Source organism: Gemella sp. (assembly GCF_057272915.1).
In genome coordinates, this window is the sequence record NZ_DBHIUF010000001.1 from 96,846 (window position 1) to 110,666 (window position 13,821).

12 protein-coding genes are annotated in these 13,821 nt (G+C 32.6%); 6 read left to right on the plus strand and 6 right to left on the minus strand.

The genetic code is table 11. From position 1 onward, the window contains the following. Positions 1-371: 371 nt before the first annotated feature. Together ACO6OL_RS00435 and ACO6OL_RS00440 are read right to left on the minus strand one after the other, a co-directional pair. Complete coding sequence (locus ACO6OL_RS00435) at positions 372-1,571, minus strand: dicarboxylate/amino acid:cation symporter (RefSeq protein ID WP_485501754.1); 1,200 nt, start codon at positions 1,569-1,571, stop codon at positions 372-374. Positions 1,572-1,781: 210 nt separating this feature from the next. Beyond that, on the minus strand, positions 1,782-3,107 hold the full coding sequence (locus ACO6OL_RS00440; RefSeq protein WP_485501755.1) for an FAD-containing oxidoreductase: 1,326 nt from the start codon (positions 3,105-3,107) through the stop codon (positions 1,782-1,784). A 298-nt stretch (positions 3,108-3,405) separates the two neighbouring features. Between ACO6OL_RS00440 and ACO6OL_RS00445 the strand changes: the two genes are divergently transcribed. Both ACO6OL_RS00445 and ACO6OL_RS00450 read left to right on the plus strand, forming a co-directional pair. Next, positions 3,406-3,741, plus strand: a complete 336-nt coding sequence (locus tag ACO6OL_RS00445) for a zinc ribbon domain-containing protein YjdM (RefSeq protein WP_485480771.1) — start codon at positions 3,406-3,408, stop codon at positions 3,739-3,741. A gap of 264 nt (positions 3,742-4,005) precedes the next feature. Next, positions 4,006-5,361, plus strand: a complete 1,356-nt coding sequence (locus tag ACO6OL_RS00450; RefSeq protein ID WP_485501756.1) for an MFS transporter — start codon at positions 4,006-4,008, stop codon at positions 5,359-5,361. 87 nt (positions 5,362-5,448) lie between these two features. Here the strand turns inward: ACO6OL_RS00450 and ACO6OL_RS00455 are convergent, their stop codons facing one another. Continuing rightward, positions 5,449-6,663: a lipid II:glycine glycyltransferase FemX gene (locus ACO6OL_RS00455; protein WP_485501757.1), complete on the minus strand. Its 1,215-nt coding sequence runs from the start codon at positions 6,661-6,663 to the stop codon at positions 5,449-5,451. A gap of 162 nt (positions 6,664-6,825) precedes the next feature. Here ACO6OL_RS00455 and ACO6OL_RS00460 point away from each other — a divergent pair, with 162 nt between their 5' ends. Next, positions 6,826-7,098: a hypothetical protein gene (locus tag ACO6OL_RS00460; RefSeq protein ID WP_485501758.1), complete on the plus strand. Its 273-nt coding sequence runs from the start codon at positions 6,826-6,828 to the stop codon at positions 7,096-7,098. Between the two features lie 2 nt (positions 7,099-7,100). Continuing rightward, positions 7,101-7,556, plus strand: coding sequence for a hypothetical protein (locus tag ACO6OL_RS00465; RefSeq protein ID WP_485501759.1), 456 nt, complete (start codon positions 7,101-7,103; stop codon positions 7,554-7,556). 71 nt (positions 7,557-7,627) lie between these two features. Here the strand turns inward: ACO6OL_RS00465 and ACO6OL_RS00470 are convergent, their stop codons facing one another. After that, on the minus strand, positions 7,628-8,722 hold the full coding sequence (locus ACO6OL_RS00470) for a metallophosphoesterase (RefSeq protein ID WP_485501760.1): 1,095 nt from the start codon (positions 8,720-8,722) through the stop codon (positions 7,628-7,630). 358 nt (positions 8,723-9,080) lie between these two features. Continuing rightward, positions 9,081-9,707: a superoxide dismutase gene (locus ACO6OL_RS00475; protein WP_060914609.1), complete on the minus strand. Its 627-nt coding sequence runs from the start codon at positions 9,705-9,707 to the stop codon at positions 9,081-9,083. Positions 9,708-10,171: 464 nt separating this feature from the next. Between ACO6OL_RS00475 and ACO6OL_RS00480 the strand changes: the two genes are divergently transcribed. Together ACO6OL_RS00480 and ACO6OL_RS00485 are read left to right on the plus strand one after the other, a co-directional pair. Further along, complete coding sequence (locus tag ACO6OL_RS00480; RefSeq protein ID WP_485501761.1) at positions 10,172-11,341, plus strand: hydroxymethylglutaryl-CoA synthase; 1,170 nt, start codon at positions 10,172-10,174, stop codon at positions 11,339-11,341. A gap of 11 nt (positions 11,342-11,352) precedes the next feature. After that, entirely contained in the window at positions 11,353-12,621 is a 1,269-nt protein-coding gene (locus ACO6OL_RS00485) for a hydroxymethylglutaryl-CoA reductase, degradative (RefSeq protein ID WP_485501762.1), read from the plus strand. 169 nt (positions 12,622-12,790) lie between these two features. On the opposite strand, the gene ACO6OL_RS00490 is transcribed toward ACO6OL_RS00485, so the two are convergent. Next, entirely contained in the window at positions 12,791-13,630 is an 840-nt protein-coding gene (locus ACO6OL_RS00490) for a hypothetical protein (RefSeq protein ID WP_485501763.1), read from the minus strand. Positions 13,631-13,821 lie beyond the last annotated feature (191 nt).

Genomic DNA, 13,821 nt, shown 5'->3' on the forward strand with positions numbered 1-13,821 from the left:
ATAAACAGTAGGTGAAATTATATAGTAAAAAATCTTCAAAATTATAAAGAACAGTTATTTCTTTTTAGTAAAGTAGATCCTATAGACACTTGTTCTTTATAGTGATGATAATAAAATGCATTCGCATTTTATTATCATCACTATAAAGAACAAGTTAATATATATTATTTCTAATGTACCAAATAATAGAATAATTCAAATAGTAGGTGAATTTGATTATAATGTTTAGGGACTAAAAGCCTCTCCTGTAAGTTAATGTTTTTTACTTAGGTAGATTCTATCGAAATCTGTTTTTTGAAATTGTGATGCGAGACATCTCTAATTAATTGAATATGAAAAATCCCACAAACCTATGTTTGTGGGATTGTTTTTTATGCGTTTTGTTTTGCGTCTTTTTTGAAGAAGACTTTGTTTAGTTTGTCAACGATTGCTGATAAAGCTCCGTCTCCAGAAATGTTACATGCAGTTCCAAAGCTATCTTGAGTGATGTATAATGCAATCATTAGAGATAACATGATTTCGTTGAAACCAAGAACTGATTGTAATAATCCAAGAGCGGCCATAACTCCTCCACCAGGGACACCAGGAGCAGCTACCATTGTTACTCCAAGTAATAAGATGAATTTAATCATTACTGCAGCTGATGGGAATGCAGCACCGTTTTGTAACCAGAATACTGCAGATGCACATGTAGTTAATGTAATTGTACTTCCTGATAAGTGGATAGTCGCAAATAATGGAATAGTGAAGTTTGCGATATTTTTATCAACACCCATTTTTTTAGTACTTTTCAGTGTCACTGGAATAGTAGCAGCTGATGATTGAGTACCGATTGCTGTCATGTATGCAGGTAAGATGTTTACAAGCATCTTGAATGGATTTCTACCGTTAACTGTTCCAGCTACGAAGTATTGGATAATAATGATTATTACGTGCATAATAATGATAATTACGAATACCATAGCGAAGATTTTTAAAATCTTGAATACTTCACCAGAAGCTGTGATGTTCATGAATACACCTAGGATGTAGAATGGAAGAAGTGGAATAATTACTGTAGCAAGTAATTTTTCAATAATTTCTCCGAAATCTGCGAATCCTTGTTTAAGTCCTTCTGATTGAGTTGCTGAAATCCCGATTCCTAAAATGAATGAGATAATAAGCGCTGTAGTAACATCAAAAATCGGAGCCATTTTAAACTCGATGAAAGGTTTTAATAATAAATCCTCTGGATTTTTGAATGATTGTAATGTAGCGTTAGCTAGTATACTTGGTAATACTGCTTGAGCTGATAGGAATGCGAATGTTCCTGCGATAATTGTAGAAATATAAGCAACCCCTGTTGATAATCCAAGTAATTTACCAGCGTTGTTTGACACTTGGCTGATACCTGGTACGATAAATCCTACGATAATAAGAGGAATTGTAAATCCTAAGAATGAGCTGAAAATAGATGAGAATGTTACGAAAACTCTAATAATTGACGTTGGTAGAGTACTTCCTAAAACTATCCCTAATGTTACAGCGATAATAAGTTTTGCTATTAATGGAATTCTTTTATATAAACTCATTGTTCAATCTCCTTTTTTTTATTTTATTGTATTTTTTAAAAAGACATGTGTACATTATACAAGAAAAATATTGATTTGTAAAGGGATTAAGACATATTTTTTAATTATTTGAAAACTTTATAAACCTATTATAGTAAAAATTCTATTTGACAAAACAAAAAAAGCTTAAAACCTCAAATTATTATTGAGATTTTAAGCTTTTTGCAGTTATTAGATTAATTTGAATACATCATTTAAGTTCTCAGCCATTGTTGGGTGAGTGAAGATTTGATCTCTGATGTAAGTGTAAGGGATTTTGTTATCAATTGCCATTTTGATTAGGTTGATAATTTCTTCTGAGTTTTTACCAAATAAAGTAGCTCCAAGAATTAAGTTAGTGTCTTTGTCTACAGTTACACGGAATAATCCACGTGGATCTTGGTTAACAGCTCCTCTAGGCATGTTAGCAACTGGTAATGATGCTACTGCAACGTTAGGGTAAGCTGCTTCAGCTTCTTCTTTGTGTAATCCAACGTGAGATAATGCTGGAGAGATGAATGTTGAGTAAGGTACGTTTTTACGGTCAGCAGTTGTGTATTCTTTGTTACCGTGTAAGTATCCGTTAACTACTCTGAAGTCGTCTAATGATACATAAGTGAATTGTAATCCACCGTTAACATCACCAACTGCGAATACATTTTCTACAGCTGTTTGACAGAATTCGTCAACTACGATTGTTCCGTTTGGACGTAATTCAATGTCAGTGTTTTCTAATCCTAATCCTTCAGTGTTAGCACGACGTCCAGTTGCGTGTAATACTGCTTCGAATTCTAGTGGACCGTATTTTTCTGTATCAACAACTACAAGTTCTCCGTTGTTGCGGATTTCTTTTGTTGCAGTTCCTAATTTGAACTCGATTCCTGCTTCTTCTAAGTATCCTTGAGCAAGTTCAGCGATATCTTTATCTTCTCTTCCTAAGATTCCAGGAGCGAAGTCGATAACTGTAACTTTAACTCCAAGACGAGCGTATAGGTTTGCGAATTCTAATCCGATGTTACCTCCACCGATAATTCCTAGAGTTTTAGGAGCTTTTTCTAATTGTTGGAATTCAGTGCTGTCGTAAACATTTTTAGATGTTGTTAATCCTGGAATTGGTAATACATTATTTTTAGCTCCAGTGTTAATTACTACGATTTCACCTTCAAGTTGTTTAGTTTCTCCGTTAGCAGAGATTTCTACTACTTTGTTAGAAACGAATTTAGCGCGAGCTGTGTAAACATCAATATTTGGACTACTGTCTAACATAGCGAAGTTTTTAGCGTTAAGTTTAGACACAACAGCATCTCTTGTAGCTTTAGCTTCTGTGAAGTCTTTTTTGTTGTCAGCAGCTACGATTAAAGTTTTAGTTGGGATACATCCGATATTGATACAAGTACCACCGTACATTGCACTGCTTTCTTCAACTACTGCTACTTTTTTTCCTTCTTTAGCGAATGTTGCTGCTAAAGTTTTTCCGGCTTTACCGAATCCTACTACTAATAAATCATATTTAACCATAATTTGATTCCTCTTTTGTTTTAAATTTTATTGTATATTATTTATAATTTAGAATAATCGCAATAAATATAATGTGATTAACTCTTTAATACATATTTTACTCCTTCTATTTCTAAATTTCAAGTAGTTTGCCTACAAAAGTAGACAATTTTTCAAAAAAATTTTAGGGAATAGATATTTTGTTAGAATTATTATTGCATCAAAGTTCTAATACATATTTTTTGATATTATTTTGACATTGTTTCTCATTATGGTATAATATCCTTTGTACAAATTTGAAATTTTATGGAGGGAAAAAATGACATTACCTAATTGTCCAGAATGCAAAAGTGAATATACTTATGAAGATGGAAATATGCTAGTGTGTCCTATGTGTGCTCATGAATGGTCACCAGAAGATGCTAGTGGAGTAGAAGAGGAAAAAGTCTACCGCGATGCTAACGGCAACGTACTTCAAGATGGAGATACAGTTTCTGTAATTAAAGATTTAAAAGTTAAAGGTAGTTCTTCTACATTAAAACAAGGAACTCGCGTTAAAAACATCAGATTAGTTGATGGAGATCACAACATCGATTGTAAAATTGATGGTTTCGGAGCTATGAAACTAAAATCTGAATTCGTTAAAAAAATATAATACAAAAAGAGCTGACTCAGTAGTTATGATTTCAATGAAATCACAAAGGAGTTCAGCTCTTTTAATTTATATGTGAGGTATCATTTTTAAAACTCTACTGTTTTAATGTAGCTTAAGGAGTGACTCGACAAGATCGATTTCTACGAAATCACGATTTTTGAGTCGCTCCCTATTATGTATTCTTAATCTTTCGAAAATAGAAAAAATAGTATATAATAAATAAATGTGTTGAAAATAAATTGAAAAGAATTGAAAGGAAATACAATGACGAAAATTCAAAAACGTTTATCTATGATAGCTTTGCTTTTAGCTAATTTTATAGGTGGACTTGATACAACAATGTTGAATACTGCATTACCGCAAATTATTAAGGATTTAAATGGTATAAATCAATTAGGTTTATTAACTTCCATGTTATTATTTTTTATAGCTATGACAACGGTTCTTTGGGGTAAGCTTGGAGAAGTAATAGGTAATAAAAAAGCATTTCAATTATCAATCTTAATCTTCATAATAGCTTCTATCTTAGGAGGATTTTCTGTAAATATCTGGATGATGGTATTTGCTAGAGGATTAATGGGTATTGGTATAGGAGGAATGATTTCTATTCCTTTTGTAATATATGCTAAGCTTTTCCCTGATGCGAAAGAAAGAGCGGTTGCCTTAGGATGGGTAACAGCCTTCTATGGTGTGGCAAGTATTTTAGGTCCTATTGCTGGAGGTTTTGTAGTTGATGTATTAGGGTGGTCTTGGATATTTTTTAGCCTTGTTCCATTTTCAGTAGTTTCTTTAGTATTAATTCAAATTTTTTATAAGGAAACTGTAATTTCACAAAAACCAAGAGTTGATTACATTGGTAGTGGGTTGTTAGTGATTATTTCGGGAGTTATTCTTTATTGGATTAGTAATCTTCCGAAGCTTAATATATTTATGAATAGTTTACTGGCAATGTTTGTTATTGTTAGTGGTTATATGCTATGGAAGTGGGAAAAAAAGGAAACAGAACCGATTCTGCCAATCAGTCTGTTAAAGAATATGTCTTACATTACGAAAAACTTAATTATGGTGTTGGTCTATGCTTTTGCCATCGGATATAGTATTTACGCTCCAATGTGGGCGCAGGTTGTATTAGGAACTAGTGCAACTATGGCAGGTGGGACACAGATTTTTAGTTCTATCGCAGTTATGTTAGCAACGAGATTTTCTGCTAAATTTATAAGTAAATGGTCGTTTGAAAAACTTATAAATATAGGTTTTATGGCGATGGCTGTTTCAGTATTTATGATGGCCTTTGCTCCAATAGGTGTTTCTTATTACTATATTTCGATTAGTGGTGCTTTCCTTGGACTTGGCCATGGTTTGATTTTCCCATCAGCACAAGTAGCATTCCAAGAAGTTGTACCTAAAGAACAACTTAATATAGCGACTACTTTTAGCTTATTATTAAGAACATTGGGCCAAACTCTTATGGCATCAATCTATGGTTTAGTATATGCTAGCCAAGTTAATGGCATTAACAGTATAGAACACTCATATCAAGGATTACATATAATCTTTATTATTGCAGCTGTTGCAGTTATATTTGGATGGATAATGAACAAAATTACTTGGAAATTATAATAATAATTTTCTTTTTACATATATTAAAATAATAGATTAAAATAAACAAACAGTCTGTAAACCATAATGATTTACAGACTTGTTTTTTTATCTTTTGATTAGTTTTAATATTTTTCTTCTTAGTGGTAATCCGTAGTTGTACATTAAATTGAATACGTGAGAGATTACTAAATCGAACTCTCCGTAGTATTCTACGATATTTGGAGCGAATTTTGATTTAAAACCAAGTAGACTGTCGTTTAAATCTCCTTCGATTCCACCCATAGAAACTTCTTTAACACCCATTTCCTGGGCTTTTTTCATTGTATCAGAAAAGACTTTATACTGGGCAGGAAGTTTTGCGAAATCCTCATTCATACCAGCGTAAATAATTTCTGCGTGGTTACCATAAGCGATAGTAATCGCAGCACTTATAACTTGATCCTTGCTTTTATCTTCTATCTCTAAGCTATCAAATAGAACGATTAGCTTTTCAATTCCGGCTACTTGCTCAAGAAGAGTACGTTTTTTCTTCGGTGATTTTTCTCCAAGAGCTTCAATTTCAGCTTCAATAGTTTCTTTTCTAGAATGGCATTCATTTACAGCTTTTTCTACATTTATATATGAAATGTATAATAAGGCATTGTCCCCAAAAGTATCTAGTAAGTTTTCGAAATATTCACGCCCACGAAGAGAGATGTTTTTTCTTTTTTCGGTACAAGCTAGGGCGAAAAGAAAGTCATCAAGATTCTCTTTACCACAACGTCTAACTTCAACGAATTTTTTCTCTGCATCACGAATTAAGCGACGTGTATCTTTTGGAAAAAGATCAGGGACTTCCTGTTCAAGTTTCGTAACTGTGTTAAAACGTGGTTGAATAGTGCTACTCATATCAAGGCTAAAACCTTTGTGTTTATAGCCATTCTCCTTGAATACTTTTATAAGAGTGTTGTTCTCTCTATCTACCTCAAAATCCTTAAATACCGCTAACTTCTCATCTTTTACCGCGGTAGGGATATCTAATTTAACCATTTTAGCACCTTTGTCTTTGGCAAATTTTTTAAGGTTAGTTAAAAAGAAATTAAGTAGCTCAGTATTAGTATAATCAAGAATTGGACCACGTGGTGCATACCATAATCCTTGACGAGTTAGAATCTGAACAGCCGCTACAATATTGTCATTTTTATCTGCGACAGCTACTCTTATAGCCTCCCATGTGTTTTTAATGTGAGACCACTCGATAGCTTGCATCATATTACCATGTTTGTGATTTTTTATAAATTCAGTATATTTTTCATCGTTAATATTTGTTAAAAATTTCATTATTCAATAATCCTTTAACTAAAGTACACTTAATCATAACAAATTATAGTAGAAAAATCAATTTTTAGAAGGAATGAGCGATAAATAAGTTAATTAAAATGTTTACAAGCACCTATAAAACCTATATAATATTTATAAAGAATAAAAAAGGAAGTAATTACGATGAACATGAATATATTGTACATTATGCTAGGATTTATATTTGTCTATGCGATGATTTCTAATGCAAGAGATAAGATAAAAAAGCGTGATGAAAAGAGCAAAGAAGCATTTGAAAGACTACAAAGTCCAGCTTATAAAAAAGAATTAGAAAAGGTTATAAACTTAAGTCAAGATGATGCGTTTAACATTGCAGCATTAAGAAAAGCATACTTTTTAAATGGAAAAGATGCGAAAAAATTAATAGAAATTGTAAAAAGAAGCAAAGGAATTTAATTATGAAGATAGCATTAATTATTATTTTAGCAATAGCGATTTTTATGTTCTTCTCAACTAGAAACAGTAAGTCAAAAGAAGAATGGGCAGAAAAACAAAAAGTTAGTAAAGAAAAATTTAATGAACTTATGAAAGATAGTAATAGAGAAGAAGTACTTTCAGTAGTCGATGCTACTAAAGGAGATATTCACAATATTAAAATGATAAGAGATAGATATACAGATCTAGTACTTTATGATGCAAAAGCACTATGGGAAGCTGTAAAAGAAGAAGCTTCAAACAGACGTGCATTAGAAGTTAAAGAATTAATTTCTAGTAAATATTCTGATATAAAAGCAGTTGTTAATCCAGATGTTGGTGATATTGCAAATATTAAAATTATCAGAGAGCGCTATGATTTAGATATAGTACAAGCAAAAGAATTATGGGAAAGCATCAAAGATGAGGTTAAACAATAGTATTCGAAAATGTGAATAAAATTCAACCCCAAGAGTTAGAATACACTAACTTTTGGGGTATTTTATATTATTTATTTTCCTTCGATTGTAATCATCCAAACTTCACTACGGGCTGAAGTTTTAAAAGGTGGTCCCCAGAAACCATAACCCGCAGAAGTGAAGAAATGTTTACCATTAATTTTAGCGTAGCCATGATCTAGGGTATAAACTACATCTGTGATGAAGTTTAACGGCCATAGTTGTCCGCGGTGAGTATGCCCAGAAAGTTGAACATCTATAGGTAAGGTAGAGTGATAATCAACAGCATCAGGCTGATGATCCACAAGAACGATAGTCTTACTTAAATCAACACTCTTAAGCAGTTCAGCTGTATCAAGTCTATCGCGACTGACACTTTTATCTTTACGCCCAACCAAGGTAACATCATTATTAATAGCAATACTTTCATCAAATAGTGGGATTATTCCTGTTTTTTTAACTTCGTTTACTATTTCTAGTGCGTCACGGTCGTGATTTCCCATAGTCGTATAAACTCCTAGAGGAGCTTTTAACTTGCTAAGATTTTCTTGCATATTACGCTTTTTGTACATAACCATATCATCGTCCATAAGGTCTCCTGCGATAACTACAGCATCTGGCTTCTCTTCATTAACAATCTTGTTAAGTTTTTCAAGTTGTGGATTTGAGAAAAATGTTCCAAGATGAAGATCAGAGACCATAGCAATTTTAACAGGGGTATTAAGATGTTTATCTACTTTGATAGTTTTATTAATCACAGTAGGTGAGTATGCCCAAAATAGTCCCAAAGCAGTCATACCTAATAAATATAGAGCTGTTATGCTTAAACTAGTTCCTTGAGAAAGATTTAATTTAAAGATTTTCAGTAATAACTTAGCGACCAATAAAATAACACCTATGACAGCACCATTTAGGAAGTAGAAGTACCAAATGTTTCCGTAGTTTACCCAAGGTGCATCTAATCTTAGCATATAAGCTACGATAGAAAAGTTAGCAACGATAAATAGCGATATACCAATAGCTAATTTAACCTTAGGGGGAACATAAGGTGAGATCATCCATTTTAAGCCTAGCCACATCAGGAATACGAGTATCTCATATACTGCGAATATCCCGATAAAACCAGCGATAAATTTCCAATTATTCAATATTAATTCTCCTTCAAACTATTTAATAACAAATGTAAGGGAGTGACTCAAAAATTATGATTTCTTAAGAAACAAGATTTTATTGAGTCACCCCCGCACAGTTTATTAGATATCTAAAAAGCTTTTATAAAGCGAATTTAGATATCAATAAACCACTGCGTCTATGAGTTATCATATATACTTTTTTAAAATTTAGGACTTTTGGGTCAGCCCTAACAGAGTGCCTTTCATTATACAATATGTAGTTTAAATTGTCATTAAATTAGGTTGAAAAAAAGATAAGATAAGTGTCGCTTAAGGAATATCATTCGATAAAAAATAAAAAAGCCATCATGTGATAGCTTTTTTATCTATGTAATTATTTACCTAATTTTTCTAAGTGTTTAGCTAGGCGTTCGTTAACGAAATCCCAGTTTACAACACGGAAGAATTCTTTAATGTAGTCTGGACGACGGTTTTGGTAGTTTAGGTAGTAAGCGTGCTCCCAAACGTCTAATCCAAGAATTGGAGTAAGACCTGTTAAGTATGGAGAGTCTTGGTTAGCTGTAGAAGTAACAACTAATTTACCTTCTTTATCTAAAGCAAGCCATGCCCAACCACTACCGAATCTTGTAGCAGCTGCAGCTGAGAAACTCTTAACGAACTCTTCGTATCCACCAAGTTCAGCTTCAACTTTTTCTTTAACTAATCCAGCGAATTCAGAAGAATCAGCTTTAGTTAGTGATTGCCAGAATAGGCTGTGGTTGTGGTGTCCACCACCATTGTTGATAACAGCTTGACGGATGTCAGCAGGAACGCTATCGATGTTTTTTAATAGACCACAGATACAGTTAGCTTCGAATTCTGGGTGTTTTTCTAAAGCTGCGTTTAAGTTGTTAACGTAAGCAGCGTGGTGTTTGTCGTGGTGAATTTCCATAGTTTTAGCGTCGATAACTGGTTCTAAGTAATCGAATCCGTAAGGTAATTCAGGTAATTTAAATGTCATAGTAATAATCCTCCAAGGGTTTTTTAATCAATATATAACTATTATAAGAAAAATATTAAAAATAAACAACAAAAATGCTTACAAAAAAATTTTTTTATAAAAAAAAACTATTTTTCAAACATGGTAATGATATTAATTAAAGGAGTAAGGGAGGGAAACTTTTGAAGACGAGATGAGGTAATTATTAAATTTAGAAATTAACGAAATATAAATGATAATTGTGTTGCTAGTTTTATGATGTGTTTATCTGTTTTACAAAAGATATATTCTAAGTTTTATCGCTTTTTAAGGCTATCTGTGGACTATTTTCGAAAAATCTTATACAATAGTATCTATATAGAAAGTTTTAACAATGAAAGAAAGATTATGGTTATTAGACTTTAATTTTTAAGAGTTTAATAGTATAATATAGTTGGAAATTTTTGAAGATAAATGATTCGAAATTAATCGAAAGGAATTAGATAATGAAAATAGGAATTGATAAGATTGGTTTTGCAATGCCGAATTACTATTTAGATATTCGAGATTTAGCAACAGCTCGAGGAATTGAACCTGATAAATTCACTAAAGGTTTATTACAACTTGAAATGAGTATTCCTCCTGTGTCTCAAGATATAGTAACTCTTGGAGCACAAGCTGCATATGATATACTAGACAAAGATGATTTAGAAAAAATTGATATGATTATCGTAGGGACTGAGTCTGGAGTTGACCAAAGTAAGGCTTCTTCAGTATTTATTCATGGGCTATTAGATATTCAACCATTTGTGCGCGCTATTGAAGTTAAAGAAGCATGCTACGGAGCAACTGCTGCCTTAGATTTCGCTAAAAATCATGTTATGAATAACCCAGAGTCAAAAGTACTGGTTATCGCTAGTGATATTGCGAAATACGGTATTAAATCTTCTGGAGAATCTACACAAGGTGCAGGAAGTTGCGCTATGTTAGTAAGCAGTAATCCAAGAATTTTAGAGTTCAACAATGATAATGTTTGTTTAACTCGTGATGTTATGGACTTCTGGCGTCCAAACTATTCACAATATGCTTTTGTAGAAGGAAGATTTTCTACTGAACAATACCTTGATTGTTTAACAACTACTTGGAATAGATATATTGAAAAAACTAAACAAAGCCTTAATGACTTCTCAGCGGTATGTTTACACCTCCCATATCCTAAATTAGGATTAAAAGGTTTAACTCTATTATTAGAACAAGCTGAAGAAGAGAAGAAAGAAGAATTACTTGCTCGTTTTAATGAGTCTATTTTATACAGTCAACGTGTAGGTAATATATATACAGGCTCTTTATTCTTAGGTTTATTATCACTACTTGAAAATAATAACACATTAGAAGCAGGGAACAAGATTGGTTTATACAGTTATGGAAGTGGAGCTGTTGCGGAAGTGTTCAGTTTAACTTTAGTAGAGGGTTATAAAGATCAATTAAGAAATAATCGTTTTGATGATTTCGATAAGAGAACACGTATTTCAATAGATGAATACGAAAAAATGTTCTTCAGAGATACTACAGTTGACAACGAAGGAAACTTAGATATTTCTGATATTAAAGATGAAAGCAGATTTGTCTTAGAAAAAATAGAAAATCATAAGCGAGTATATAAAAAACAATTTTAATAGAGGAAATCATGGGAAAAATTTGGAGTGGATTTTATAAAAAAAATATTAATGAACGCTTAGAGGTTATAGAACAAGCTGGTATTTTAAGTGAAGAATATCTTTCTGTTTTAAAAAATAATGAAGTTTTAGGCTTTGATATGGCTAATAATATGGTTGAGAATGTAATAGGAACGTTCTCGCTACCTTTTAGCGTTGTACCAAATTTTGTCGTTGATAATAAAGAGTATGTGGTGCCATTCGTTACGGAAGAACCATCGGTAGTTGCTGCTTGTAGTAATGCTGGGAAAATCGTTGCGAAGTCTGGTGGTTTTAAAACAGAAGTACTAGATAGGAAGATGGTAGGGCATGTAGCTTTATATAACATAGCGGATACTGATGAAGCTGTGAAACGTATTTTACAAAGTAAAGATTTGCTTTTAAAAACAGCGGATGAAGCTTATCCGTCTATCGTGGCTCGTGGTGGAGGTGCTTGTGATATCGAGGTTAAAGTTCTATCAGAAGATGGAATAGATTTCGTAGTTGTTTACCTTATCGTTGACACTTTAGAGGCGATGGGGGCAAATATGTTAAATACTATGCTAGAGGCGCTTAAAGTTTCATTAGAATCATTGACTGAAGGTGTAGCTTTAATGGCGATTTTATCGAATTATGCGACACGTTCACTTGTTACAGCGAAATGTGCTATTCCATTCGAAAATTTAGGAGAAAATGGAGAGTATCTTGCGAAAAGAATTGAACTGGCTAGTAAGTTTGCTAAAGCTGATGTTTATCGTGCAGCAACTCACAACAAAGGTATCTTCAATGGTATTGATAGTGTTGTAATAGCGAGTGGGAATGATTGGCGAGCTATAGAAGCGGCATGTCAAAGCTATGCAGCTAAAGATGGTAAGTACAAAGGACTTTCTACATGGTATTGTGATGAAGAGGCTAAGGTTCTTGTAGGAGAAATCACGTTACCGATGCCGGTTGCTAGTGTAGGTGGATCTATCGGAATAAATCCAACTGTAAAAGTAGCCAGAGGATTATTAAATAATCCAGATGCGAAAACATTAGCGAGTATACTTGTTTCTGTCGGATTAGCCCAGAATCTAGCAGCGCTAAAAGCGTTGGTAGGAGATGGAATTCAAAAAGGTCATATGAAATTGCATGCGAAATCTTTAGCGATTTTAGCTGGAGCTACTAATGATAATATTGAATTAATCGTAGAAGAACTTAGAAAAGAAAAACACATGAACTTAGCTAGTGCTAAGAAAATAGTAGAGAAATATAGTAAATAAAATAATGAAAACGGGAGTGACTCAAAAATCGTGAGTCACTCCCGTAAAGTTTATTGATACCTGAAAAGCTTTTATAAAGCGAATTTAGATGCCAATAAACCACTGCGTCTATGAGTTCTCATATGAACTTTGTTAAATTTTGGGACTTTTGAATCAATGCCTTGTTCTTTTAATATAATTCGAATTTTTCTACGTAATACATTGTTCTATTTGCTCCGCTTTCGTAGTTTTTATTGTTTAAGCGAAGTGTCATCATGCCTACAGGTTTTCTAGTAGCAATGTTTTCGTATGGAATAAGAACTCTATCTCCTTTAATAACCCATTTTTCCACCGGCATGAAGATTGCATCAGTAGCCCCTCCATATCCTATATCACTTTTAGCTAAGAATACTTGATCTTTTGCGAAGTATACTACTTTATTTTTATGATTCATCAATTTTTCTAAGTTTTGTTTGCTGAAATCAGTAACCTTATTATTTAATTGAACAAATTCAATTTCTTTATCATTTTGTAATCTTTGTAGTACGTCTTGTTTATGAAATGTTTGTGCATTGTATGTATTTAGTAAGTCTAAAACTTTAGTTAATGTCATTTGTTTTACTACACTATCGCTACCATCGTTACTAGCGATGAATCTCACTACATTGGCAGTACTGCTGCCTTTTAGATTTAACATTCCGTATGCCATAGGTTGTAAAATCTCTCCAGCTTTAGCTAGGTCATGTTTTCTAGTTTGAGTAGTGTCTCGGATTGTAGTGTTTTGTCTAGTAGGAGTCACCACATGAGGTGTATTTTTTCTATTAATAAAATTTGTACTTTCTTGTTTAGTATTTTCAACTTCTTTTTGTAGATTAGCTAAAGAAGTCGGTGTTTCTTCAGTGGTTGTTACTTCGCTAGTTATACTATTATTATTATTGTTATCAATTTTTTGTGCTACCTTATCTGTACAACCAGTCATAAGCCCTATTCCTAAAATAAATACACCTGTTGTTTTTAGAAGTTTGTTCATATTCTCCACCTTCTTTTTGTATAACTTCTTTATACTTATATTATACATCTATAAGTTACAAAAAACAATCTTTTATTACAAAAATATTACATTTATATTACAGGACTGTTTAATAAATATTACAGTGGTGTAATTTTTAGAATCAGTCTAGTGTTATAACATTATTTGAAGAAGCGTGATTTTTATAGTAA

Coding starts and splice junctions, on each gene's coding strand:
- ACO6OL_RS00460 (WP_485501758.1), top strand. CDS start 6,826: ATGAACATGAATATATTGTACATTATGCTAGGATTTATATTTGTCTAT.
- ACO6OL_RS00485 (WP_485501762.1), top strand. CDS start 11,353: ATGGGAAAAATTTGGAGTGGATTTTATAAAAAAAATATTAATGAACGC.
- ACO6OL_RS00450 (WP_485501756.1), top strand. CDS start 4,006: ATGACGAAAATTCAAAAACGTTTATCTATGATAGCTTTGCTTTTAGCT.
- ACO6OL_RS00440 (WP_485501755.1), bottom strand. CDS start 3,107: ATGGTTAAATATGATTTATTAGTAGTAGGATTCGGTAAAGCCGGAAAA.
- ACO6OL_RS00480 (WP_485501761.1), top strand. CDS start 10,172: ATGAAAATAGGAATTGATAAGATTGGTTTTGCAATGCCGAATTACTAT.
- ACO6OL_RS00465 (WP_485501759.1), top strand. CDS start 7,101: ATGAAGATAGCATTAATTATTATTTTAGCAATAGCGATTTTTATGTTC.
- ACO6OL_RS00490 (WP_485501763.1), bottom strand. CDS start 13,630: ATGAACAAACTTCTAAAAACAACAGGTGTATTTATTTTAGGAATAGGG.
- ACO6OL_RS00445 (WP_485480771.1), top strand. CDS start 3,406: ATGACATTACCTAATTGTCCAGAATGCAAAAGTGAATATACTTATGAA.
- ACO6OL_RS00475 (WP_060914609.1), bottom strand. CDS start 9,707: ATGACATTTAAATTACCTGAATTACCTTACGGATTCGATTACTTAGAA.
- ACO6OL_RS00435 (WP_485501754.1), bottom strand. CDS start 1,571: ATGAGTTTATATAAAAGAATTCCATTAATAGCAAAACTTATTATCGCT.
- ACO6OL_RS00455 (WP_485501757.1), bottom strand. CDS start 6,663: ATGAAATTTTTAACAAATATTAACGATGAAAAATATACTGAATTTATA.